The organism is Nitrogeniibacter mangrovi (assembly GCF_010983895.1).
Classification (GTDB): domain Bacteria; phylum Pseudomonadota; class Gammaproteobacteria; order Burkholderiales; family Rhodocyclaceae; genus Nitrogeniibacter; species Nitrogeniibacter mangrovi.
In genome coordinates this window covers 1,509,546-1,534,195 of record NZ_CP048836.1, presented here as the reverse complement: position 1 = coordinate 1,534,195, position 24,650 = coordinate 1,509,546, and the positions used below count along the sequence as shown (strand labels likewise).

The 24,650-nt window shown below is 69.3% G+C and carries 24 protein-coding genes; 17 read left to right on the top strand and 7 right to left on the bottom strand.

The annotated features are described in order from the left end of the window. Positions 1–28 precede the first annotated feature (28 nt). Positions 29–1,132, bottom strand: a complete 1,104-nt coding sequence (locus tag G3580_RS07095; RefSeq protein ID WP_173764598.1) for a methyl-accepting chemotaxis protein — start codon at positions 1,130–1,132, stop codon at positions 29–31. Between the two features lie 253 nt (positions 1,133–1,385). Here G3580_RS07095 and urtA point away from each other — a divergent pair, with 253 nt between their 5' ends. From urtA to urtE, 5 genes are all read left to right on the top strand, one after another. After that, positions 1,386–2,645, top strand: a complete 1,260-nt coding sequence (urtA, locus tag G3580_RS07090) for an urea ABC transporter substrate-binding protein (protein ID WP_173764597.1) — start codon at positions 1,386–1,388, stop codon at positions 2,643–2,645. A gap of 100 nt (positions 2,646–2,745) precedes the next feature. After that, positions 2,746–4,344 carry an urea ABC transporter permease subunit UrtB gene (gene urtB / locus G3580_RS07085; protein ID WP_173764596.1) on the top strand — a complete coding sequence of 533 codons (1,599 nt, stop codon included), beginning with the start codon at positions 2,746–2,748 and terminating at the stop codon, positions 4,342–4,344. 1 nt (position 4,345) lies between these two features. Beyond that, positions 4,346–5,524: an urea ABC transporter permease subunit UrtC gene (gene urtC, locus G3580_RS07080; protein WP_173764595.1), complete on the top strand. Its 1,179-nt coding sequence runs from the start codon at positions 4,346–4,348 to the stop codon at positions 5,522–5,524. After that, a complete protein-coding gene (gene urtD, locus G3580_RS07075; RefSeq protein ID WP_173764594.1) occupies positions 5,521–6,345 on the top strand; it encodes an urea ABC transporter ATP-binding protein UrtD in 825 nt (274 codons plus the stop codon). The genes urtC and urtD overlap by 4 nt, the downstream gene beginning before the upstream one ends. Positions 6,346–6,616: 271 nt before the next feature. Next, entirely contained in the window at positions 6,617–7,321 is a 705-nt protein-coding gene (urtE, locus tag G3580_RS07070) for an urea ABC transporter ATP-binding subunit UrtE (protein ID WP_173764593.1), read from the top strand. Positions 7,322–7,461: 140 nt separating this feature from the next. Here urtE and eutC read toward each other — a convergent pair whose 3' ends face one another. Next, a complete protein-coding gene (gene eutC, locus G3580_RS07065) occupies positions 7,462–8,271 on the bottom strand; it encodes an ethanolamine ammonia-lyase subunit EutC (protein ID WP_173764592.1) in 810 nt (269 codons plus the stop codon). Next, on the bottom strand, positions 8,268–9,668 hold the full coding sequence (locus G3580_RS07060; RefSeq protein ID WP_173764591.1) for an ethanolamine ammonia-lyase subunit EutB: 1,401 nt from the start codon (positions 9,666–9,668) through the stop codon (positions 8,268–8,270). The genes eutC and G3580_RS07060 overlap by 4 nt, the downstream gene beginning before the upstream one ends. Before the next feature lie 153 nt (positions 9,669–9,821). On the opposite strand from G3580_RS07060, the gene G3580_RS07055 reads away from it, so the two are divergent. The 12 genes from G3580_RS07055 to ureG all read left to right on the top strand — a co-directional run bounded on the left by G3580_RS07055 (position 9,822) and on the right by ureG (position 19,865). Then, the gene (locus G3580_RS07055) at positions 9,822–11,126 is read left to right on the top strand and encodes a hypothetical protein (RefSeq protein ID WP_173764590.1); all 1,305 of its coding nucleotides are present in this window, start codon (positions 9,822–9,824) and stop codon (positions 11,124–11,126) included. Between the two features lie 139 nt (positions 11,127–11,265). Then, positions 11,266–11,943: a GNAT family N-acetyltransferase gene (locus G3580_RS07050; protein WP_173764589.1), complete on the top strand. Its 678-nt coding sequence runs from the start codon at positions 11,266–11,268 to the stop codon at positions 11,941–11,943. 48 nt (positions 11,944–11,991) lie between these two features. Then, positions 11,992–12,210, top strand: a complete 219-nt coding sequence (locus G3580_RS07045) for an RNA-binding S4 domain-containing protein (protein ID WP_173764588.1) — start codon at positions 11,992–11,994, stop codon at positions 12,208–12,210. Between the two features lie 65 nt (positions 12,211–12,275). Beyond that, entirely contained in the window at positions 12,276–12,923 is a 648-nt protein-coding gene (locus tag G3580_RS07040; RefSeq protein ID WP_173764587.1) for a DUF6781 family protein, read from the top strand. Beyond that, a complete protein-coding gene (locus G3580_RS07035) occupies positions 12,923–14,602 on the top strand; it encodes an ABC1 kinase family protein (RefSeq protein WP_217424621.1) in 1,680 nt (559 codons plus the stop codon). The genes G3580_RS07040 and G3580_RS07035 overlap by 1 nt, the downstream gene beginning before the upstream one ends. Before the next feature lie 232 nt (positions 14,603–14,834). Next, positions 14,835–15,683: an urease accessory protein UreD gene (locus G3580_RS07030; protein ID WP_228720793.1), complete on the top strand. Its 849-nt coding sequence runs from the start codon at positions 14,835–14,837 to the stop codon at positions 15,681–15,683. Between the two features lie 7 nt (positions 15,684–15,690). Then, the gene (locus G3580_RS07025; RefSeq protein WP_173764585.1) at positions 15,691–15,993 is read left to right on the top strand and encodes an urease subunit gamma; all 303 of its coding nucleotides are present in this window, start codon (positions 15,691–15,693) and stop codon (positions 15,991–15,993) included. A 12-nt stretch (positions 15,994–16,005) separates the two neighbouring features. Further along, on the top strand, positions 16,006–16,314 hold the full coding sequence (locus G3580_RS07020) for an urease subunit beta (RefSeq protein ID WP_173764584.1): 309 nt from the start codon (positions 16,006–16,008) through the stop codon (positions 16,312–16,314). Beyond that, the gene (gene ureC / locus G3580_RS07015) at positions 16,311–18,014 is read left to right on the top strand and encodes an urease subunit alpha (protein ID WP_173764583.1); all 1,704 of its coding nucleotides are present in this window, start codon (positions 16,311–16,313) and stop codon (positions 18,012–18,014) included. Before G3580_RS07020 ends, ureC begins: the two co-directional genes overlap by 4 nt. Before the next feature lie 10 nt (positions 18,015–18,024). Beyond that, entirely contained in the window at positions 18,025–18,531 is a 507-nt protein-coding gene (ureE, locus tag G3580_RS07010; protein WP_173764582.1) for an urease accessory protein UreE, read from the top strand. Continuing rightward, positions 18,528–19,211: an urease accessory protein UreF gene (locus G3580_RS07005; protein ID WP_173764581.1), complete on the top strand. Its 684-nt coding sequence runs from the start codon at positions 18,528–18,530 to the stop codon at positions 19,209–19,211. Before ureE ends, G3580_RS07005 begins: the two co-directional genes overlap by 4 nt. 21 nt (positions 19,212–19,232) lie before the next feature. Further along, complete coding sequence (gene ureG, locus G3580_RS07000) at positions 19,233–19,865, top strand: urease accessory protein UreG (protein WP_173764580.1); 633 nt, start codon at positions 19,233–19,235, stop codon at positions 19,863–19,865. A 42-nt stretch (positions 19,866–19,907) separates the two neighbouring features. On the opposite strand, the gene G3580_RS06995 is transcribed toward ureG, so the two are convergent. The 4 genes from G3580_RS06995 to G3580_RS06980 form a co-directional block, all read right to left on the bottom strand. Continuing rightward, positions 19,908–20,660 carry a transporter gene (locus G3580_RS06995; RefSeq protein ID WP_173764579.1) on the bottom strand — a complete coding sequence of 251 codons (753 nt, stop codon included), beginning with the start codon at positions 20,658–20,660 and terminating at the stop codon, positions 19,908–19,910. A 22-nt stretch (positions 20,661–20,682) separates the two neighbouring features. Beyond that, positions 20,683–22,269 carry a DUF5666 domain-containing protein gene (locus tag G3580_RS06990; protein ID WP_173764578.1) on the bottom strand — a complete coding sequence of 529 codons (1,587 nt, stop codon included), beginning with the start codon at positions 22,267–22,269 and terminating at the stop codon, positions 20,683–20,685. After that, positions 22,262–23,104: a DUF6502 family protein gene (locus tag G3580_RS06985; RefSeq protein ID WP_173764577.1), complete on the bottom strand. Its 843-nt coding sequence runs from the start codon at positions 23,102–23,104 to the stop codon at positions 22,262–22,264. Before G3580_RS06985 ends, G3580_RS06990 begins: the two co-directional genes overlap by 8 nt. Positions 23,105–23,224: 120 nt before the next feature. Then, positions 23,225–24,544 (bottom strand): FAD-dependent oxidoreductase, encoded by a 1,320-nt coding sequence (locus G3580_RS06980; RefSeq protein WP_173764576.1) that lies wholly within the window; start codon positions 24,542–24,544, stop codon positions 23,225–23,227. Positions 24,545–24,650 lie beyond the last annotated feature (106 nt).

Here is a 24,650-nt window from a genome sequence, read left to right as displayed (position 1 = left end):
TCGGTGAGCTCGATGATGCCGCGTTCCATCAATACGCCTCCGTGCCGGCGCTCAGCATGTGGGCGAGGCCCTCCATCACGGTCAGGTTGGCCGCTTCCATGGCGGCCAGCGCTTCGAGGGCCGCCGCGGTCCTGCCCGCGTAGTGCAGCTCCAGGGCGCGCCGGGCGTGTGCGTGCACCGCCCGATGGGGCGTCTCGAGTGCAGCGTAGCCGGGCAGACGGGCGAAGCGCGCGCGGCCCTCGCCGTCGTAGTACCAGCGCCCGAGGCGGCACTCGGTCTCGTCGGGCAGGGCCTCCGGACGCAGGTCCGAGATGCCGAGGAAGACCTTGTACACCTCGAGCTTGAGGGTCAGCTCCTCGATGTTCGCCAGTTCCACGTTGGCCAGCATCGCCGCCGAGGCGACCGCGCCCTCGGTATGCTGCGACAGGCCGCGCAGCGCCTCCATGTCGCGCATCGCCGCCTCGCTGTCGGCGGAAAAGCGCGCGGCGTCCTCGGCGCCGGCCTGCATCACGCTGCGGGCGCTGCCAGTCTCGTCCTGGATGGTCACCACCAGCGTGCCGATCTCCGTCGTCGCCTTGGCGGTGCGCTCGGCCAGCTTGCGCACCTCGTCGGCCACCACCGCGAAGCCGCGCCCGGCCTCGCCGGCCCGCGCCGCTTCGATGGCGGCATTCAACGCCAGCAGGTTGGTCTGGTCGGCGATCTCCTTGATCAGGCGCACGATGCCGTCGATCTCGCCGGCGCGCCGGTGCAGGTCGTCCACGCTGCGCGAGGCCTCGGTGATGCGCCCGAACATGTGCTTGAGATCGGCCGCGATATGGCCGAAGGCGACGCGGTTGGCATCGGCGCGGGCCGCGCCCTCGGCGGCCGACGCCTTCTCCGCGTTGAGCGTGGTCGCCAGGCCGAGGAAGGACTCGCGCACACCGCCGAGCGACTCGCCGAAACGGCCGAGGTTGCGGAACACGCCGTCGAGGGCGGTGCGTTCGTCGTGGCGGGCGGCCAGCTCGCCCGACAGCGCGGTGGCGTGGGCTTCGGCGGCGGCAAGCCGCGCCTGCAGGGCCGCGTTCTGTTCGGCCAGGACGGCGCAGCGCGCCTCGGCCTCGCGCCGCGCGCGATGGTGGCTCGTGAACAGCATGGGTCTCTCCGTGGGGCTTTTTCTGTATAGCTGAGTAATTTACTCGGCTATACATCCGACGCACTTGATCCAGGATAAAAACCCCCAGCGCTACGCACATCGGCGTAGTCCCGCACCCGAACACCCCCATGTACGCACATTGGCGTATTCCGCCATGGTGCACCGCTCCCTAAGCTGCCAGTCGTGTACTGCGCATGCCCGATCGATAGCGATCGGGTTCGACTTCAGTCCTTCAAGAAAGGGAGCTCCCCCAATGAAAACCCGTCGTTCCTTCATCAAGGCCCTGACCCTGTCCGCGTCGCTGGCGGCCATGGGCTCGGTGTCCACGTTCGCGCAGGCTGCCGACACCATCAAGGTGGGCATCCTCCATTCGCTGTCCGGCACCATGGCCATTTCCGAGACGGCGCTGAAGAACACGGCGCTGATGACGATCGAGGAGATCAACGCCCATGGGGGCGTGATGGGCAAGAAGCTGGAGCCGGTGGTGGTCGACCCGGCCTCCAACTGGCCGCTGTTCGCCGAGAAGGCGCGTCAGCTGCTGAGCCAGGACAAGGTGGCGGTGGTGTTCGGCTGCTGGACCTCGGTGTCGCGCAAGTCGGTACTGCCGGTGTTCAAGGAGCTCAACGGCCTGCTCTTCTACCCGGTGCAGTACGAGGGCGAGGAGCTGGAGAAGAACGTGTTCTACACCGGCGCGGCGCCCAACCAGCAGGCGATCCCGGCGGTCGAATACCTGATGAGCAAGGACGGCGGCTCGGCCAAGCGCTTCGTGCTGCTGGGCACCGACTACGTCTATCCGCGCACCACCAACAAGATCCTGCGCGCCTTCCTGCACTCCAAGGGCGTCGCGGATGCGGACATCATGGAGGAGTACACCCCCTTCGGCCATTCCGACTACCAGACCATCATCGCCAAGATCAAGAAGTTCGCCTCCGAGGGCAAGAAGACCGCCGTGGTCTCCACCATCAACGGCGACTCCAACGTGCCCTTCTACAAGGAGCTGGGCAACGCGGGCCTGAAGGCGACCGAGGTGCCGGTGGTGGCCTTCTCCGTGGGTGAAGAGGAACTGCGCGGCGTGGATGCCAAGCCGCTGGTGGGCCACCTGGCGGCGTGGAACTACTTCATGTCCATCAAGAACCCGACCAACGCCGCCTTCATCAAGGAATACAAGGCCTGGGCCAAGGCCAACAAGGTGCCCAACGCCGACACCGTGGTCACCAACGATCCGATGGAAGCGACCTACGTGGGCATCCACATGTGGAAGCAGGCGGTCGAGAAGGCCGGCACCACCGACGTGGATGCGGTGATCAAGGCCATGGGCGGCCAGAGCTTCAAGGCGCCGAGCGGCTTCACCCTGACCATGGACAAGACCAACCATCACCTGCACAAGCCGGTGCTGATCGGCGAGATCCGTCCGGACGGCCAGTTCTCGGTGGTGTGGAAGACCAAGGAGCCGATCCGCGCCCAGCCGTGGAGCCCGTACATCGAGGGCAACGAGTCCAAGCAGGGACTCTGAGCGCCCGAACCGCATTGCATGGATTGCCGGGTCGGTCGTCGGCCGACCCGGTTTTTTGATGCCCGTCCCCTGCCCTGTCCGCCTCACCGGAATCGACATCATGATGCGATCCTTACTCGCCCTCGCGCTGGCCCTGTGCGCCTTGTGCGCCCATGCCGTGCCCTCCGACGCGGTCTTCGCCAAGCTCGCCGAGGACGATTCCGACAGCCGCATCGAAGCCATCAACGCCCTGGCCGCCGACGGCAGCGAACAGAGCATCAAGGTGCTCGATGCCCTGGCCGACGGCACCCTCTACGTCACCGCCGAGGGCGCGCTGGTGATCTTGACCGACACCGAGGCCATCGACCCGCGCACCGGCCAGAGCGTCACCTATCCCGAGTCGTCCGACCAGATCTACCTGAACAACCGCCTGCGCGGCGTGCTGCAAGGCGCCCTGGCCGCCTCGCGGGTCAAATCGCCCGATCGCGAGGTACGCCTGGCCGCGGCCAACGAGCTGCGCGAGAACGCCAGCGAAGACATGCTGCCGCTGATCGAATCGGCCCTGGCGACCGAAAAGGACAAGGCGGTGCGCAACGCGCTGCGGCTCGCCGCCGCGCGCATCGACATCGCCTCGACCGACAGCGGGCGGCGCCGCAAGGCCGCCGAGAACCTGGGCGAGTCGGCGGACGCCTCGGTCAAGTTCATGCTCGCCGGGCTGCTCAAGAAGGCCGACGACGGCCATTTCGTCGAGGCCGACGAGGCGGTGCGCACCGCCGCGCAGGACTCCATCGACCGCATCGACCGCCGCCTGGCGATGGCCGACGTGGCCAACACCCTGTTCAGCGGCATCTCGCTCGGCTCCATCCTGCTGCTCGCGGCCCTCGGCCTGGCGATCACCTATGGCGTGATGGGCGTGATCAACATGGCCCACGGCGAGCTGCTCATGGTGGGCGCCTACGCCACCTACGTGGTGCAGGGCCTGTTCCGCGCCTATCTGCCGGATCATCAGGATCTGTACGTGCTCGCCGCGGTGCCGGTGGCCTTCTTCACCGCCGCCGTCGTCGGCATGGTGATGGAGCGCACCGTCATCCGCTGGTTGTACGGGCGCACGCTGGAGACCCTGCTGGCCACCTGGGGCCTGTCGCTGATCCTGATCCAGGCGGCGCGGGTGATCTTCGGCCCGCAGAACCAGGAGGTGTCCAACCCGGCCTGGATGAGCGGCGGCGTGGAAGTGTTCGCCAACGTGATCCTGCCCTGGAACCGTATCGTCATCATCGCCTTCGCCGCCTTCGTGCTGCTGCTGGTGTGGCTGATGATGCAGAAGACCCGCCTGGGCATGTTCGTGCGCGCGGTCACCCAGAACCGCGCCATGGCCGGCTGCGTGGGCGTGCCCACCGCGCGCATCGACACCCTCGCCTTCGGTATCGGCGCCGGCATCGCCGGGCTGGGTGGCTGCGCCCTGTCGCAGGTGGCCAACGTGGGCCCGGCCATGGGCCAGGGCTACATCGTCGACTCCTTCATGGTGGTGGTGCTCGGTGGCGTCGGCCAGTTGGCCGGCGCGGTCACGGCCGGCCTCGGCCTGGGCCTCATGACCAAGTTCCTCGAAGGCTGGTCGGGTGCCGTGGTCGCCAAGATCCTGGTGCTGGTCTTCATCATCATCTTCATCCAGAAGCGCCCCCAGGGCCTGTTCGCGGTCAAGGGCCGCTTCGTGGAGGACTGACATGCGTACCCCTCTCACCGTCCGCCTGTTCCGGAGCCTGCCGCGCACCGGCTGGATCGCGATCCTCGTCTTCGCGCTCCTCGCCTGGGTGGGCATCCCCGCCGCCCACCTGCTGCTGCCCGAGTCGAGCCCGCTGTTCGTGTCGGCCTACACCATCACCCTGCTGGGCAAGATCCTCTGCTATGCGGTGGTCGCGGTGGCCATGGACCTCATCTGGGGCTACGCCGGCATCCTGTCGCTGGGCCACGGCCTGTTCTTCGCCCTCGGCGGCTACGCCTTCGGCATGTACCTGATGCGCGAGATCGGCACCGACGGCAGCTACGGGGTCAATCTGCCCGACTTCATGGTCTTCCTCGACTGGAAAGAGCTGCCCTGGTTCTGGGTCGGCTCCGAGCACTTCCTGTGGGCGCTGTGCCTGGTGGTCGCCGTGCCCGGCCTGATCGCCTGGATCTTCGGCTGGTTCGCCTTCCGCTCGCGCATCAAGGGCGTGTATTTCTCCATCATCACCCAGGCGCTCACCTACGCGGCCATGCTGCTGTTCTTCCGCAACGAGACCGGCTTCGGCGGCAACAACGGCTTCACCGACTTCAAGCGCATCCTCGGCCATGACATCACCTCGCCGCAGATGCGCCTGGTGCTCTTCGGCCTCTCGGCGGCGCTGCTGATCGCGGTGCTGGTGCTGGGCCGCTACCTGGTCACCTCCAGGTTCGGCCGGGTGCTCGCCGCCATTCGCGATGCCGAATCGCGGGTGCGCTTCATCGGCTACGAGCCGACCCGGTACAAGCTGGCCATCTGGACGCTCTCGGCGGTGCTGTGTGCCCTCGCCGGTGCGCTCTACGTGCCCCAGGTGGGCATCATCAACCCCAGCGAGATGAGCCCGGCCAACTCCATCGAGATCGCGGTATGGGTGGCCGTGGGCGGACGCGGCACCCTCATCGGCGCGGTGATCGGCGCCTTCATCGTGAATCTGGCCAAGAGCTACTTCACGGTGAGCTTCCCCGACTACTGGCTGTTCTTCCTCGGCTTCCTGTTCGTGGCGGTCACCCTGTTCATGCCCCGCGGCGTGGTCGGCCTGTGGCAGCGCTTCCTGCAGCGGGAAAAGGCCGCGCCGCAGACCGAGGACGATCTGGCCACCGCACCGACCCCGACCACCGACGCCACCAAGGGAGCCACCGCATGAACGCCGCCGTGCACGACAACCAGGCCGTCTCCGGCAGCACCGGCGGGGGCCATCTGGTCCAGCCGGGCGAGCTGGATCTGACCCACAAGGTCATCCTCTACCTGGAGAACATCTCGGTCAGCTTCGACGGTTTCCGCGCGCTCAACGACCTGTCGCTGACCATCGACGCGGGCGAGCTGCGCGCCATCATCGGCCCCAACGGCGCCGGCAAGACCACCATGATGGACGTGATCACCGGCAAGACTCGGCCGGATGCGGGCAAGGCCTTCTTCGGCCAGACCATCGATCTGACCCGCATGAACGAGCCGCAGATCGCCCACGCCGGCATCGGCCGCAAGTTCCAGAAGCCCACGGTGTTCGAGAATCACACCGTGTTCGAGAACCTGGAACTGGCCATGAAGATGAACAAGGGCGTGTTCACGAGCCTGTTCTTCCAGCTCGGCGACGAGGCGCGCGACCGGGTCGCCGCGGTATTGCAACGCATCCGCCTCACCGACGCGGCCGACCGCCAGGCCGGCCTGCTCTCCCACGGCCAGAAGCAGTGGCTGGAGATCGGCATGCTGCTGATGCAGGAACCGAAGCTGCTGCTGCTCGACGAGCCGGTGGCCGGCATGACCGACGAGGAGACCGAGCGCACCGCCGAGCTGTTCGTGAGCCTGGCCGGCAAGCACTCGCTGGTGGTGGTGGAGCACGACATGGCCTTCGTCGAAGCCCTCGGCGGCCAGGTGACGGTGCTGCACGAGGGCTCGGTGCTGGCCGAAGGCGAGCTGGCCGACGTGCAGAACGACCCGCGCGTGATCGAGGTGTATTTGGGCCGCTAGCGCGGCCCGGTGATGAGGTGATTGGTGATGGGTGATTGGTAAGAGCCCGCACCCCGCCACCGATCACGAATAACCAATAACTAACAACCAGCATGGAGCGAAGCGGAATGCTCACCGTCGACAAGCTCAACCAGCGACTTCGTAGGGCGGAAAAGCCGAAGGCGCCTTCCGCCGGTCGTACCCCTCAAGGCGCCTGCGCCTTCAAACATTTCCCTACGGCGGAAGGCGCTTCGCTTTTCCGCCCTACGAATCCGTTCGGGCAGGTGTCCCCATGCTGAAAGTCGACAAGCTCAACCAGTACTACGGCGGCAGCCACATCCTGCGCAACCTCAGTTTCGAGGTGCCCATGGGCAAGGTCACCACCCTGCTGGGGCGCAACGGCGTGGGCAAGACCACCTTGCTCAAGACGCTCATGGGCCTGGTGCCAAGCAAGACCGGTTCGATCACCTTCGACACCGGCGGCCGGGCCCACGACATCACCCGCGCGCCTTCCTACGCCCGGGTCAAGGCGGGCATCGGCTACGTGCCCCAGGGCCGCGAGATCTTCCCGCGCCTGACGGTGGCGGAAAACCTCGAGATGGGCCTGGCGACCTGCCCGGCGAGCGCGAAACTGCCCGACCGCATCTTCGAAATGTTCCCGGTGCTGCTCAAGATGATGCGCCGGCGCGGCGGCGACCTGTCCGGCGGCCAGCAGCAGCAGCTGGCCATCGGCCGGGCGCTGGCCATGGGGCCGAAGCTGCTGATCCTCGACGAGCCCACCGAAGGCATCCAGCCCTCGATCATCAAGGACATCGAGCGCGCCATCCGCACCCTGGCCGAAACCGGCGAGATGGCGATCCTGCTGGTCGAGCAGTACTACGACTTCGCCGAATCGCTCGCCGATCATTACCTGCTCATGGAACGCGGCGAGATCATCATGCGTGGTCGCGGGGATGACATGCGGACGCACGGGGTGAAGGACGCCCTGTCGGTGTGAGCGCAGGCGCCGAACCGGTCGCCAGGGGTGTCGGCGAACAAGCGCCCTCCATGGCCTGAACCCTGTCCCGCCTTCGCCGGTGGCGCCCCCAGGGTCTGTAGACAGTTATCCGGCGGATCGCGGATAAATGACCACAGGCCCTAGGAACCGAGCAGAAAGTTGCCCGCCTCGCCGTTCAGCTGCACGGACGGCCTGTCCGCTTCATCCTTGAGTGCCACGCCGCTCAAACGGCGCCGCACGGCCTCGGTCAGGAGATACATGAGCTTGTGCGCGGCGAGATCGTGGCTCAGTCCTTCAAGGCGCACGTTGGAGATGCAGTTGCGCGTCGCGTCGGTGGTGTCGGGCCCGGGTCGCCAGGTCAGGTAGATGCCGAGGCTGTCGGGGGAGCTGAGCCCGGGGCGCTCGCCGATGAGCACCACCACCATCGACGCCCCCAGCGCGTTGGCGATCTCGTCGCCGATGGCCACGCGCCCCTGCGCCACCACGACCAGCGGCGCCACCCGCCAGCCCGCCGCGGACAGGCGCGGCTGCAAGGCGTCGAGCAGGGGGACGGCATTGCGCTCGATGGCGAAGGCAGAGAGCCCGTCGGCGACCACGATCGCCAGATCGACGGGGGCGTCATGGGTCTGCCGCCACAGCGCAAAGCGTTCGCGCGAGGCGGTATCCAGTTGCCGTCCCAGATCCGGTCGCTGCAGGTAGGTGGCACGGTCGGCCGCCGCGCTGTGGGCGGTGATCACCGCCCAGCCGCGGTCGCGCAGGATGGGCCCGAGCCGGCCCACGTCGAGCGGGTGATGCACGGCGTCGCGGGCCCGCGCATGGGCGAGCTGGAAGGCCAGGTGCGGGTCGGTGGGCAGGCTGCCGCCGGCGCGGCCCAGCGCCAGGCGCGCCGGCGTGAAGCGGCGCAGCCTGCCCCACGGGTTGGCGATCACGGGCGGCTTGGTGGCGCTCATGCGTCCTCGCCGTCCAGGCGCGCCAGGGCCCGGCCGAACGCCGCGGGCAGGGTCTCGGTCAGGCGCAGGCCGTCGGCGTCGACAATGCCCATGCGCTGCAGCCAGGCCTCGAATTCGGGCGCCGCGCGCAGCCCCAGCAGCTGGCGCACGTAGCAGGCATCGTGAAACGACGTGGTCTGGTAGTTGAGCATGATGTCGTCGGCCCCCGGCACCCCCATGATGAAGTTCACCCCGGCGTTGGCCAGCAGGGTCAGGAGCACGTCCATGTCGTCCTGGTCGGCCTCGGCATGGTTGGTGTAGCACACGTCGCAGCCCATGGGCAGGCCCAGCAGCTTGCCGCAGAAGTGGTCTTCGAGCCCGGCGCGGATGATCTGCTTGCCGTTGAACAGGTATTCCGGCCCGATGAAGCCGACCACGGTGTTGACCAGCAAGGGCTGGAAATGCCGCGCCACCGCATAGGCGCGCGCCTCGCAGGTCTGCTGGTCCACGCCGTGGTGGGCGCCGGCCGACAGAGCGCTGCCCTGGCCGGTCTCGAAGTACATCAGGTTGTCACCCACCGTGCCGCGCCCCAGCGACAGGGCCGCCTCGCGGGCCTCGGCGAGCAGCGCGAGGCTGACGCCGAAGCCACGGTTGGCCGCCTCGGTGCCGGCGATGGACTGGAACACCAGATCCACCGGCGCGCCACGCTCGATGGCGGCGAGCGTGGTAGTCACGTGGGTCAGTACGCAGCCCTGGGTGGGAATACCGTAGCGGCCGATGACGCCGTCGAGCAGATGCAGCAGCCGCTCCACCGCCGCCACGCTGTCGCTGGCCGGATTGATGCCGATCACCGCGTCGCCACTGCCGTACATGAGCCCGTCGACGATGCTGGCCGCGATCCCGGTGGGATCGTCCGTGGGATGGTTCGGCTGCAGGCGCACCGCCAAGTGGCCGCGCAGGCCGAGGGTGTTGCGAAACGCCGTGCGCACCCGGCACTTCTTCGCAACCAGGATGAGGTCCTGCACCCGCATGAGCTTGGCCACGGCCGCCACCATTTCCGGGGTCAGTCCCGGCGCCAGCGCACCGAGCGTCGCTTCGTCCGCCACCTCGGAGAGCAGCCAGTTGCGGAAGTCGCCGACGCTCAGATGCGCGACCGGCGCGAAGGCGGCGGCGTCGTGGGTATCGACGATGAGCCGGGTGACCTCGTCCGTTTCATAGGGAATGAGCGCCTCGTCGAGCAGTGCCCGCAGCGGCAGCGCGGCCAGGGCCATCTGGGCGGCCACCCGTTCTTCGTCGCTCGTGGCCGCCACCCCCGCGAGCAGGTCGCCCGAACGTGCCGGCGTGGCGCGCGCGAACAGGGTCTTCAGATCGTCGAAGCGATAGGTACAGCCACCAACGGTATGGGCGTAGCTCGGCATGGGCGCGACTCGGTGAACCACTCGCGGCCGGCACCTGCCGGCCATGAATCAAGCGTAGCAAGCCTGGCTGACAAAACCATGTCGCCTCCCGGGCGGGGTTTATGACGTCCGCCTCGGCTGCTAGGCTGAATCAATCCCCCGGGAACAGACGCCATGACCGAATCGCCGCCGATGGAGACAGCCGTTCGGGTTCGCCGCAGCCGTCGGCGCGTGGCGGGCAGCCTGATCTACTGCGCCGGCTGCGCGTTGCTGCTGGCCGCCGTGATCGCCGGATTTGCGCTCACCCGCCGTCCGCCCGGCCCCTTCGTCGTCGCCATCGCGGCGGTGCTGTGCCTGGTGTTCGGGCTGACGCTGCTGGTGGTCGCCGAAACCTTCTTCATGCCCAGCGCGACCGAGGTGCTCGCCCGCGACCGGCGGCCGCCGGTGGTCTTTCTGCGCCCCTTCGACGAAGACGCCGAGCGCACCTACGACGTGATCAGCACCGGCGAGACCAGCACCACGATCACCGCCAAGGCCGAGGACTTCCTGCTCGCGCTCAATGCCGTCGGCCCGCTGATCTCGATCGCCCAGCCCAGCCGCCTCGCCCGCTGGGGCATGCATCCGTTCGGCGCCTACCGCGACTTCATCGGCGCGGGCGACTGGCAGGCGCGGGTGACGAACTGGCTCGACCGGGCCGGCATGGTGGTGCTGGCCATGGGCGATTCGCCCGGCATCGAATGGGAGATCGCCCAGGTGCGCCGGCACATCCGGCCTCAGTCGCTGCTCGTCTATCTGCCGCCGCGCCCGGTCGAGGCCTGGACCCGCAAGGGCCGGCACGAGAAGGAGCGCGCCATCTACGCCCACTTCGCGCCACTGGTGGAAAAGCATTTCGGCATCGTCATGCCGCCCTTCCGCGCCGCCACCTATCTGATCGGCTTCGCCGCCGACGGCACGCCGGTGATGGCGCCGGACGCCGCACGCCGGCGCTGGACGTTCACCGAATACGGACGCGTGGCCGACGCCATCCGCCGCCAGCTCGGCGCCGTCCTGGCGCAGGTGCGCACCGACGCGCGCCCCGGTGCGTATCCGAAGGTCGGCCGCGCGGGGCGCTGGGGGCGGATCGCCGGCGCGGTGCTGGTCGCGCTCGCCGGCATCGGTGTCGGCCTGAGCGGGCTGCCGGCGGGGGCCTTCCTCGCCCTCGGCGCCTCGAGCCTCATCGATCTTGCGCTGGTCATCGGCTGGGGCCTGCTGGCGCACCACTTCCGTCGCCGCTGGGTGTGGGCCATCCCGGTGCTGCTCGGCCTGCTCGTGCTGGTCAACGGCGGCGCCCAGCTCTATCTGCAGATCGGCGGCGACGCGGCGATGCTGTTTCGCCACCCCGGGTACCTGGTGCCGCTCTGGCTGCTCCGCCTCGGCTATGCCGGCGCCGTCCTCACCCTGGGCATCGTCACGCTGGGCCGGCCCGCGCCGCCCGACTGAGCGGCGCGCCCCCGGTCCGGCGAGCGGAACTTTCCGCCGCGGCGACGGCCCGTTCTCATGCACCCCCGACCGGTGCCCGCCCGCGCCGCGACACCCGACGGCAAAAATGCTATATCACTATTTTCTCAGAGCACCGACCATGTCCGACGTCCTCGACAACCCCACCTGGCACACCCTCGCCGGCACCCACGCCGCCTTTGCACAGGGCACCGACCGGGCGCGCCGCTATGCGCCGGGTTTTTCGCCCATCCTCGGCTTTGCCGACAACGCCGCGCCCGACCTGGCGGCGCTGCTCCCGCACTGCGCCTCGGGCGAACACTTCTACACCGCAGGCTGGGAGGGCCTGGTGCCGGCCGGCTGGGTGCTCGACGACGAGTCCACCATGTTCCGCATGGTCTGGGACGGCGAACTCCCACCCGAGGCCGGCGCCGACCGCCCCGTCCCGCTCGGCCCGCAGCACGCCGACCAGGCGATGGCGCTGGCCACACGCATGGCCTCCGGCCCCTTCGGGCCGCGCACGCTGGAACTGGGCCACTACCTGGGCGTCTTCGATGGCGACCGGCTCGTGGCCATGGCCGGAGAGCGCCTGCGCGCCGGCCCCTATTGCGAGATCAGCGCCGTGTGCACCGACCCCGACTACCAGGGCCGCGGGCTCGCCCGCCACCTGATGCTCGCCCTGGTGCGCCGCCAGCTGGCGCACGGCGAGACGCCGTTCATCCACGTGATGAGCGCCAACACCGCGGCCCACCGTCTCTACCTGCGGGTCGGGTTCCACGATTTTTCCCAACCGGTGGTGCGCGTCATTTCCCGACTGTGAGCCGGCGCGGTACGATCATCCCTGGACAACCAATCACCGAACGAAACCATGAAGACCGTCGAACTGACCCGCCAACCCGTCGAGCTGTACAAGATCCTCAAGTTCGAAGGCCTCGCGGCCAGCGGCGGCGACGCCAAGGCCGCCGTCGCGGACGGCCGGGTGCGGGTCAATGGCGAGGTGGAGACGCGCAAGCGACGGCAGATCGTCAGCGGCGACGTGATCGAATTCGACGGACACACCCTCAGCATCACCGGCGCGCCCGACTGACGCGACGCTTGACGCCGGCGCCGCCCGGTGCTGGCATGACAGTCACGACACTTGGAGGTTTTGCGATGGAACCGAAACAGCTCGAACAGCAAGTCAGCGACGCCCTGCAGCAGGATCCCCGGGAGATCGCCGAGCGCGTCCGCCGGCTCACCCTCGACGCCCTGTCGGGCCGGCCGCTCGACACCGCGGGCATGCGCGAGACCTTCGCCACCGTCACCGACGGCGTGCGCACCGGCGCCGCGAAACGCAGCGCACGCATGGAAGAGGCGGTGAAGGAGGCGATGCACGGCATGGACGGCGCGCTGCGCAACTTCGCCGAGGCCACCTCGCTGGCCATCCAGGAGGCGCGCGGCAAGGGCAAGGACTACTCCGCCGAGGAATTCGCCAGCCTGCTCGAGGACGTCAAGTCGCTGCAGTCGCTCATGGCCGACACCTTCGCCAAGGGTGCGCGCCAGGCGACCGGCGCGGCCCAGACCACCTTCACCCAGCTGGCCGACCATGCACGCATCCACGGCACCAGCGCGGGCCGCGAGCTGGTCGAGATCCAGGGCAAGCTCACCCAGACCCTCGCCGAGCTGACCCGCGAGACGATCAGCGACGGCGCCCACACCCTGCAGGCCAGCGGCCGGCTGCTCGCCGGGCTCACGGCGGGCTTTCTGCGCGGCATCGCCGACCGACTCCAGGACAGCGCCGACACGCACGAGAAGCCCTGATGCTGTGGGACGCCATCGGCGCCGTGCGCGACCTGGGACGACTGCATGACATCGCCTCGGTCCTGATCCGCTACGGCTTCGGCGACCTGGTGCGCCGGGTCGGCATGGCCGGCGCCCTGGAAAAGGCCGGCCGGGCACTGCACTGGCGCGCGCCGGAGGAGCTGGCGCGGCTCGCTCCGCCCGCCCGGGTGCGTCGTGCCCTCGAGGAGCTGGGGCCGAGCTTCGTCAAGCTGGGACAGATCCTCGCCACCCGCGTCGACCTGTTTGCGCCCGAATGGATCGACGAGCTGAGCAAGCTCCAGGACGAGGCGCCGCCGCTGCCCTTCGAGGCCCTGCGCGCGCAGCTCACCGACGACCTGGGCGCGCCGCCCGAAGAGATCTTCCCGGTGCTCGACACCACCGCCCTGGCGGCCGCCTCGCTGGCGCAGGTGCATCGCGCCCAGCTGCCCGACGGCACCGAGGTGGTCCTCAAGGTGCGCCGGCCGGGCATCCGGCCGGTGGTCGAGGCCGACCTGCGCCTGCTCGAGCGGGTCGCCGAGATCATCGACAAGGACGCCCCGGACCTGCGCCGCTACCGGCCCCGCGAGGTGGTGCGCCAGTTCGTGCTGTCGCTGCGCCGGGAGCTCGACTTCGCCGCCGAGGCGCGCAACGCCGAGCGGGTCGCCGCCAACCTGGCCGAGCGTGCCGACATCGTCGTGCCGCGCATCCACTGGCGCTGGACCTGCGAACGCCTCAACGTGCAGGACTTCGTCGACGGCATCGCCGGCCGCGACCTGCGCCGGCTGCCGCTCGCCGGCCTGAGCGCCCCGGTGCTCGCCCGGCGCGGTGCCACCGCCGTGCTGCAGATGATCCTCGACGACGGCTTCTTCCACGCCGACCCCCATCCGGGCAACGTCTTCTACCTGCCGGACAACCGCATCGCCTTCATCGACTTCGGCATGGTCGGGCGCCTGTCGGAGACGCGGCGCTACGAGGTCGCCCAGGTGCTCAGCGGGCTGGTCTCGCACGACTCGGAGGGCGTTGCCGACATCCTCCTCGACTGGAGCAGCGAGACGCGTGCCGACACCGACGCGCTGCGCGACGAGATCGACGCCTTCGTCGATCAGTACCGGGGGGTGCCGCTGCAGCGCCTGGACATGACCGCCATGCTCGCCGACGTGGTCGCCATCCTGCGCGACCACGGCCTCGCCCTGCCGCCGGACCTGGCGCTGCTGATCAAGGCCTTCGTCACCCTCGAAGGCCTCGGCCGACAGCTGGACCCGGACTTCGACATGGCCAGCGAAGCGGCCCCCTACCTGCGCCAGGCGATGCTCGCGCACAACGCCCCCACCGCCGTGGCCCGGCGCGGCTGGCGCGCCCTCGCCAGCGCGGCCACCCTGCTCGCCAGCCTGCCGCGCGACATCCGCACGCTGCTGCGCGCCGCCCAGCGCGGCCGCCTGCAGGTGCAGGTGGACGTGCCCCCGCTCGACCGCTTCGGCGAGCGCATGGACAAGGCCAGCAACCGGCTGGCGCTGGCCATTCTCACCGCGGCGCTCATCGTCGGCTCGTCCATCGTCATCAGCGTGGAAAAGGAGCCGCTGCTCGCCGGCTTTCCGCCCTTGGGCGTCAGCGGGTTCATCGCCGCCCTCATCGGCGCCCTCGCGGTCCTGATCTCCATTCTTCGCAGCCACAAGCGCTGACTGCCCCGTACGCACAATGGCGTAGGCACCGACGACGGGTCCGGAACCTGCACCATAATGGTGAAAACAGCCGATTTTTCACCAAGCTTGTGCGCTCTCACCCGAACTGCATGACAAAAACCCCGCGGATCATGCCCGCCGTCGCGACAACTCGCTGTCATTACAGCCAATCCGGGGCCGGACACGTTCTGGCCCGGTTGTTGCAAACCCGCCAGACATGAACGCCCCGGTCATGCCCCTCCCCGCCACCGCACTGACGCCGGATGCCGCCTGGCATGCGCGACTGGTGCTGGGTTTCGCGCGGCGGGAAGGCCGGACGGTGCTCACCCGGCGCGAGCATGAAGGCCCGCTGCGGCTGCAAAAGGCGCTGTACCCGGAAGGCGAGGCCATCTGCCACGGCATCGTCCTGCATCCGCCCGCCGGCATCGCCGGCGGCGACATCCTCGACATCGACGTGCGGGTGGACGCGCGCGCCCATGCCCTGATCACCACCCCGGGCGCCGGCAAGTGGTATCGCAGCGCCGGCCCCGAGGGCGTCATGCGCCAGCGCCTGCACGTCGCGGCCGGCGCCACGCTCGAATGGCTGCCGCAGGAGAACATCGTGTTCCGGCGCGCGCGCGCGCGCCTGCTCACCGAGGTGGACCTGGCGGGCGACGCACGCTTCATCGCCATGGACATGAGCGCCTTCGGCCGCCATGGCGAGCACGCCCGCTTCGACGCCGGCACCCTGACCCAGTCGGTGCGCATCCGCCGCGACGGGCGCACCGTGTGGCGCGAGCAGGGGCACATCGACGGCGGTGGTGCTCTGATGCAATCGACCGCCGGGCTGGCCGGCCAGCCGGTGTGCGGCACCCTGATCGCCATCGGCCCCGGGCTCGACGACGCTCTCGTCGAGCGCTGCCGCGCCCTGCCCGTCACTCATGGCGAGGGCGGCATCACCCTGTTGCCCGACCTGTTCATCGCCCGCTACCTGGGCACGCGCTGTGAAGCCGGGCGCGCCTGGTTCGCCGCCCTGTGGCAGCACCTGCGGCCCGCCCTGGCCGGCTGTGAGGCCCGCATTCCCCGCATCTGGAAGACCTGAGGAGACCATGGAACTGACCCCCCGCGAGAAGGACAAGCTGCTCATCTTCACCGCCGCCCTGCTGGCCGAACGGCGCATGGCGCGTGGCCTCAGGCTCAACTACCCGGAAGCAGTGGCCTTCCTCTCCGCCGCCATCCTCGAGGGCGCCCGCGACGGCCGGACCGTGGCCGAGCTCATGAGCCACGGCACCACCTTGCTGAGCCGCGACCAGGTCATGGAGGGCGTGGCGGAGATGATCCCCGAGATCCAGGTGGAAGCCACCTTTCCCGACGGCACGAAGCTCGTGACCGTCCACAACCCCATTGTGTAAGGAGGCAGGCCCATGATCCCCGGAGAGATGATCACTCAGGACGGCGACATCGAACTGAATGTCGGCCGCGCCACGATCACGCTGGAAGTGACCAACACCGGCGACCGGCCGGTGCAGGTGGGCTCGCACTATCACTTCCACGAAACCAACCCGGCGCTCGATTTCGACCGCGAGGCGGCACGGGGTTTTCGCCTCGACATCGCGGCCGGCACGGCGGTGCGCTTCGAGCCTGGCCAGGTGCGCACGGTGGCGCTGGTGGCACTCGATGGCGACCGCAAGGTGTACGGTTTCAACGCCAAAGTGATGGGGGCGCTCCAATGACATCGAGGATTTCCCGCCGCGCCTATGCGGAAATGTTCGGCCCCACCGTGGGCGACCGGGTGCGCCTGGCCGACACCGAATTGTGGATCGAGGTGGAGCAGGACTACACCCTCTACGGCGAAGAGGTGAAATTCGGCGGCGGCAAGGTGATCCGCGACGGCATGGGCCAGAGTCAGCGGCTCGCGGCCGAGGTGGCCGACACCGTGATCACCAACGCCCTCATCATCGACCACTGGGGCATCGTCAAGGCCGACATCGGCCTCAAGCACGGCCGCATCAGCGCCATCGGCAAGGCCGGCAACCCGGACATCCAGCCGGGGGTCACCATCCCCATCGGCGCCGGCACCGAGGTCATCGCCGGCGAAGGCAGCATCGTCACCGCGGGCGGCATCGACGCCCACATCCACTTCATCTGCCCGCAGCAGATCGAAGAGGCGCTCATGAGCGGCATCACCACCATGCTCGGCGGCGGCACCGGACCGGCCACCGGCACCTACGCCACCACGTGCACGCCGGGCCCGTGGCACATCCAGAAGATGATGCAGGCGGCCGACGCCTTCCCCATGAACCTGGGTTTCCTCGGCAAGGGCAACGCGTCGCTGCCCGGCGCCCTGGTCGAGCAGGTGGAGGCCGGCGCCATCGGCCTCAAGCTGCACGAGGACTGGGGCACCACGCCGGCGGCCATCGACACCTGCCTGGCGGTGGCCGAGCAGATGGACGTGCAGGTGGCGATTCACACCGACACCCTGAACGAATCCGGCTTCGTGGAGCACACCGCCGCCGCCTTCAAGGACCGCTGCATCCACACCTTTCACACCGAGGGCGCCGGCGGCGGCCATGCACCCGACATCATCAAGCTGGCGGGGCTGGCCAACGTGCTGCCCAGTTCCACCAACCCGACCCGGCCCTACACGGTCAACACCATCGACGAGCATCTGGACATGCTCATGGTGTGCCACCACCTGGACCCGAGCATTGCCGAGGACGTGGCCTTCGCCGAGTCGCGCATCCGCCGCGAGACCATCGCCGCCGAGGACATCCTGCACGACCTGGGCGCCTTCTCGATGATGAGCTCCGACAGCCAGGCCATGGGCCGGGTCGGCGAGGTGATCATCCGCACCTGGCAGACCGCCCACAAGATGAAGGTGCAGCGTGGCAGCCTGCCCGAGGATCCGTCGCGTCACGACAACTTCCGCGTCAAGCGCTACATCGCCAAATACACCATCAACCCGGCCATCAGCCACGGCATGAGCCACCTGGTGGGCTCGGTGGAGGTCGGCAAGCTGGCCGATCTGGTGCTGTGGAAGCCGGCCTTCTTCGGCGTCAAGCCCAGCCTCATCCTCAAGGGCGGCATGATCGCCGCGGCAGCCATGGGCGATCCCAATGCCTCGATCCCGACACCGCAGCCGGTGCACTATCGGCCCATGTTCGGCAGCTATGGCGGTGCCTTGAAGACGGCCGTCACCTTCACCTCGCAGGCGGCGCTGGCCACCGGCGCCCTCGACGGCCTCGGCCTGGCCCGCCCGCTCGAAGCGGTGCGCGACATCCGCCGGGTGCGCAAGCCCGACATGGTGCACAACGGCTGGCTGCCGACGCTCGAGGTGGATCCCGAAACCTACGAGGTGCGCGCCGACGGGCAATTGCTCAGCTGCGCACCGGCCGACGTGCTGCCCATGGCGCAGCGTTACTTCCTGTTCTGAGAGAAACACCATGCTGTTGATCGAGCATCGCTACGACGGCCCCGACGAGACCACCAAGACCCTCACCCTCAGCTTCGACCAGCGCACCAAGAGCCGATTGCGCACCCAGCTGGACAGTGGCGAGGCCGTGGGCCTGTTCCTGCCCCGCGGCACCATCCTGCGCGGCGGCCAGCGCCTGCTCGCCGACGATGGCGGCGTCGTCGAGGTGTGCTCGGCCATCGAATCGCTGCTCGAAGCCCGCTGCGACAACCTGCTCGACCTGACCCGCGCCGCCTACCACCTGGGCAACCGCCATGTGGCGGTGCAGGTGGGCAGCGACACCCGCGGCGGCTGGCTGCGCATCGCCGCCGACCATGTGCTGCAGGAGATGCTCGAGGGTCTGGGGTGCGCCGTCGAGGCCATCGACGCCCCCTTCGAACCGGAAGCCGGAGCCTACGCGGGGGGCCATCATCACCATCACGCCGACTCCCCGGAGCGACGCGGCCCGCGCATCCACGAATATCGCCATAACGCATGAGCCTGCCCCTGGTCCGCCTCCTGCAACTGACCACCCCGGCCCTGCCGGTGGGCGCCTACACCTATTCCCAGGGGCTGGAGTGGGCGATCGACAGCGGCCGCATCGCCGACGAGGCGAGCGCGGGCGACTGGATCGGCGACGTGATGACCCACAGCCTGGGCCGCTTCGAGCTACCGCTGCTGGCGGCGCTCATGCGCGCCTGGCCGGCGGCCGACCGGGCCGAGGTGGCGCGCCTGAACGAGGACTTCCTCGCCAGCCGCGAGACCCGGGAGTTGCGCGCGGAGACCGTGCAGATGGGCTATTCGCTCACCCGCCTGCTGCTCGAGCTGGATCGCTTCACCGCCATCGCCGGGGCCGCCGAGGCCCTGCGCGGCGTCGACACCCCGGCCTTCCCCACCGCCTGGAGCGCAGCGGCCTGCGCCTGGCGCATCGCCCCCGCCGAGGCGCTTCCGGCCTACGCCTGGGCCTGGCTGGAGAACCAGGTGATGGCGGCGATCAAGGCGGTGCCGCTGGGCCAGTCGGCCGGCCAGCGCCTGCTCGCGGCCCTCGGTGAGCGCATACCAGAGCTCGCCGACGCGGCCGCCACGCTGCCCGAAGCCGACTGGAGCAACTTCACCCCGGCGCTGGCCATCGCCAGTTGCCGGCACGAAACACAGTACTCACGACTGTTCCGCTCGTGACCGAAACATGGGAGATCTGCCATGAACTCGACCCTCAACGCCCCCCTGCGGGTGGGCATCGGCGGCCCCGTCGGCTCCGGCAAGACGGCGCTGACCCTCGCCCTGTGCCGTGCCCTGCGCGAGCGCTACAACATCGCCGTGGTCACCAACGACATCTACACCGCCGAGGACGCCCAGTTCCTGGTGCGCAACGAGGCACTCGACCCGGAACGCATCATCGGCGTGGAGACCGGCGGCTGCCCGCATACCGCCATCCGCGAGGACGCCTCCATCAACCTGGAGGCGGTCGAGCGCCTGAACCGGCGTTTCGACGGGCTCGAGATCGTGTTCGTGGAGTCCGGCGGCGACAACCTGGCCGCCACCTTCTCCCCCGAGCTGTCGGACCTGACCCTTTACGTGATCGATGTCTCCGCGGGTGACAAGATTCCGCGCAAGGGCGGCCCCGGCATCACCAAGAGCGACCTGCTGGTCATCAACAAGATCGACCTGGCCCCTTTGGTGGGTGCCAACCTGGAGGTCATGGACCGGGACGCGAAGAAGATGCGCGGCGAGCGCCCCTTCCTGTTCAGCAACCTCAAGTCGGGTCAGGGGCTGGACGAGATCATCCGCTTCATCGAAACCGAAGGCCTGCTGCACGCGCCGGCCGCGGCCTGAGGCCCGGCGCGGGCACTCCGCCGCCGCGGCGGGCGGCGCCGGTCAGTCGAGCACGCGATGAACGAGCACGCCGCCGCCCCAGTCGGGGCTGGCATCGGAGAAGCCGCGGATCGTGTACACCTGCAGTTTCCAGCGGGTGTCGAGCCGGTAGCTCACGAAGGCCGACAGCTCGCTCATCTCGCTGCCGGTGGTGCTGACCTTCTCGCGCCAGTCGTACACCACCCCGGCGGTCAGACCGGCGCGGACGCGATAGCCGGTCCCCAGGCTCAGGTAGAGCGGATCGCGAAAATCGCGACCGGGCGGGTCGCCGTATTTCTTCCAGCGCACGGTGCCGAACACCGAGGCGTGGCCCACGATCCGCGCCAGATCGAGCTGAACCGAATAGTCGGTCTCGCCCGTGCCGAGCCCCTTGTCCTTGTCGGCGGTGGGAAACTTCACCTTGCCGACCACGTCGACCAGCAGGCCGGCGACCTGACCGTCGAGCAGCGCATAGCCGACCCCGAGCACGGTGTCGCCCACCCCTTCGGCGGTCCGCCGCACCTTGGCATCGCTGGGGACCGGAATGCGGTCCGGACCGACACCGATGACGTCGCCCGGTCCGCTCGTGCGGATGTAGGGCACCGTGAGCTTCACGTTCGCCCGCCCGTGGGTGTAGCGGAACATGACCGGCAGATACCAGGTCTCGGTGGCCATCTGCCCGCCGTAGGTGCCGCTCGAAAAATCCAGCCCCGTCGAGATCCTGACTTCATCCTCCGCCGCCAGGGCCAGGGCCGGCCCCAGGAGCAGAACGACCATCAGCGGGCTTGGGCAGAAACGTTCAATGGTCCTCACGCTCGATTCTTTCCGGTCTCTCGTATTCGTCGTATTCGACCCGCTCGATCCGTTCGGGGGCCTCGACCCGCTCGGGCGCTTCGACCCGCTCGGGTGCTTCGATCCGTTCGGGTGCTTCGATCCGTTCGGGTGCTTCGATCCGTTCGGGCGCTTCGATCCGCTCGGGTACTTCGATCCGTTCGGGCGCTTCGATCCGCTCGGGGGCTTCGATTCGCTCCGGCGCCTCGACCCGCTCCGGTGCCTCGACCCGCTCGGGGGCTTCGGTGCGTTCGGGGGTTTCATGGCGCTCAAACTCCCGCATTTCGTCCCGACGCTCGGCCCGATCGTGCCCATGGGTGCGCCCCTGCTCGCGATGCGCCCCGGAGACATCGCCCGCCGCATCCTCTTCACCCGCGTGCGTCATGGCCTCGCGGTCATGCCTGCGACCACCGTCCGTCTCGTCCCCGCCGTCACGATGATTGCGCGCGCCGGTACGCTCCGACTCCGGGCGCGACGGCCGCATGATCTCGATGCGGTCGGGCACGATGCGCCGGTCGCCCACCAGCCGTCCGGAGACGCGGACCCGCTCGTCCTCGACCACCGGGGTCGCGCGATCGGGCAGCTGCACGGCAAAACCGCCCACCTGCATCCGGTCCCCGCTGCGCCCCTGCACCAGGCCTTCGATCACCGCCCGGTCGGCATGGCCCTTGAACGGCAGGCTCGGATCGATCTCGACCTGCTGCACGTCGATGGCGCGCCCGGTCCAGGCGCCCCGCACCAGCACCTCGCCGGCGGCGGGCATGGCCGGCGCACCTGCGCGGCCCAGGGCCAGGCCCTGCAGATTGCCCGGGCGCACCAGCGTGCCGATGGCGCTGACCGGCGCGCCGGGCACGCCGGCATCGACGCGCGAGGCGATCACCTGGCCACTGGCATCGCGCATGCCGCTGATGCGCACCGGTTGCCCGAGCTGCAGCGGGCCGCTGCTGCGTGTCTGCGGCCCGATCTTCACCGGTTGCCCCATGACCTTGATGCGCCCGCGCGGACCGATGTCGGTCACCGGCCCGTCGAGCACGTGCAGCACTTCGATCTGGCGCGCCACGAGCCCCCGCCGCGACGGCCGCGCGTCGATGGCGACCACCTGACCGATGGCCAGCGCGTCGACCCCCGACGGTTCGCCGTTGGTCCGCGTCGGCGTGCTCTCGTCGTAGAAGACCTCGAGGCCGTTGACACAGATCGACGCAAACCCGGTGATCGTCCCGACGATGCCGGTGCCGCCCATGCCACCGTCTTCGGCCAGCGGCGTGCCGGTGCCGCCGACGCCGCCCTCGGCGTCCGCGCGGCCCCCCGTGCCACCGATGCCCCCCGGCTGACGTCCGGGCGCCGTCGGCCCCGCGTCGGCCGGCGCGCCCGTCCCGCCGACGCCGCCATTGGCCGGCGCGCCAGTGCCGCCGACGCCGCCGCGTTGCGCGGGCACACCGGTGCCGCCGATGCCCCCGGGCTCCACGCAGGCCGGCCCGGCGAGGGCGAACGAGGCGGCCATCCACAGCGCCAGGGCCACCCATGCGAGGCGTCGGGGCGTACGGCGCTCAGTCATCGCCCGGCTCCCCGCTGTGCGCGCCCGATTCGCTGAAGAAATACAGGCCGATGGTCATGCGCCGGTCGTTGTCCGGCCGCGCCGCATCGTCCTGTTCGCACTGCATCGCCAGCGCGTTGAAGTCGAGCAGCAGCGCCATGCCGTCTTCCTTCAGGCGTCCGGCAATCCGCTCGACGCTCTGCCCGCTCAGGCGGTCGTAGTGCACGCTGCGTTCGAAAAAGGGGGCCCCGGCCCCGGTCACGTTGTGGACCGCGGCGGCCAGGTGGTCGTGCACGTTGTGACCGAAGTAGGCCAGCTGCTCGTCGCCACCATCGCCGGGCACGAAGGCCTGCGACTCCAGCACCACCTCGTCCTGTGCGTTGAGGGTCACCATGCCGAGCCGCAACCATTCGTCGAGCACCACCCGCGCGCGGATGTCGGTGCTCTGGTGAGCCACCAGGGACTCGAACGAGCGCTCGGCACCGTGGCTGGCCAGGCGTGGCAGCGGCAGCGGTCGCCGGTTGCCGTCGCAGAACGGCTCGACACTGGTCCACACGGAAATCAGCTGGGCGCCGAATGAGACCTTGTCGGGCAGCGCACGGCTGGTCTCGCCGGTGGGCAGGCGCAGGCGCTTGACGTCCTTGCGATGGACGCCGGTGAGCAGGCTGATGCGGCTGTCCGACTGCAGCCGCCCCTCGAGGCGGAATTCCCGATCGGCCACTTCGACGAAGACGCCCTTGAGCATCTCGGCCACCAGCGGAAAGGTGATGCCGCGCGCGAGCATCAGCCGCACCAGCGGTCGCAGGACGCGACGCAGGGCCCGGACGAGGGCGGCAGACGGCGTGGCGGTGGGCATCGAGGGGCAACTCCGGGGGCAGAAGGAACGGACGGATACGTGAGTGTAACGACGCGTGGGAAATAATTCCATTCACCCCGCGCCGCAGGCGCAGCCGATCACCGCGCCCGACGCGCCGTCTCAGGCAGTGCCGTACTTGGTCTCGACGACGATGCCGGCGTCCTTGAGGGTGCTGATGGGCAGGATGCCGCCGGCGCAGACGATCACATGGTCGTTGGGCATGACCACCGTGCCGGTGTCGGTGCCGAGCGCGACCGAATCCGCCTCGATGCGCTCGACCCGGGAGCGCAGCAGCACCTGCACCCGCCCGAGCGCCGCCGCTTCCTCGATGGCGCTGCGGTTCTTGCCCTTGACGCGGCCGAAGGCGTCACCACGGTAGGACAGGGTCACCGTGGTGCCGGGCTGCTCGCCCAGCGCCAGGGCCGCCTCCAGCGCGCTGTCGCCGCCGCCGACCACCAGCACCCGGGCGCCCCGGTACTGCTCGGCGTCGACCAGGCGGTAGACCACCTTGGACTGCTCCTCGCCGGGCACCTCGAGCTTGCGCGGGGTGCCGCGGCGCCCCACCGCCAGCAGCACGCTGCCGGCCTTCACTTCGCCCTTCGAGGTGGTGACCGAGAAGCCGCCGCCGTCCATCGACGCCAGCCGCTCCATCCGCTGGCCGAACTGGATGTCGATGCCGGCCTCGTCGATGACACGCTGCCAGAGCGCGAGGAGCGCCTCCTTGCTGATCTCGCTCAGGCGCACCATGCCGACGATCGGCAGCTTCATGGGCGCGGTCATGACGATCTTGTTGCGTGGATAGTGGTAGATGGTCCCTCCCAGGGAGGTCTCCTGCTCGATCAGGGCGTAGTCCAGGCCAGCGGCCTTGGCGGCCAGCGCCGCCGACAGACCCGCCGGCCCGGCCCCCACGATGAGCACGTCGTGGCCACCGGCCGGCGGCGACTGGCGGCGTGCCCGCGCCACGATCGAGGCCATGGCCTGGCTGCCCTGCTCCACCGCCTTGCGCACCAGCCCCATCCCGCCCAGTTCCCCGGCGATGAAGATGCCCGGCACATTGGTCTGGAAGTCCGGATTCACCTTCGGAATGTCCATGCCGCGCCGCGCGGTGCCGAACACGAGGGTGATCGCATCGAAGGGACAGGCCGCCTGGCAGGCGCCGTGGCCGATGCAGGCGGACGCATTGACCAGCCGCGCCTTGCCGTCGACCAGTGCCAGCGCCTGTTCCGGACAGACCCGCGCACACGAGCCGGAGCCGATGCAGCGCACCGGGTCGACCTCCGGATGCAGGCTGGCCGGCTCGTTGAGCCCGGCTTCGGTGGCCTCGGCCAGCGCGGCGCGTCCACGCGCTTCACGCTGACGCCTGCGGCATACGTAGAGGATGAGAAGGGCCGCCAGCGGCAGCACGTACAGCAACGCGATGACCAGTTGGTGAGGTGCCATGGGCTCGAATCAGGCCGCGACCGGGCGCAGGACAGGACGTCCGCGCCAGCGTGCGGGAATTTTTTCCACAAAGTTGGACCGGGGCGTATTTTGTCATACACTGCCG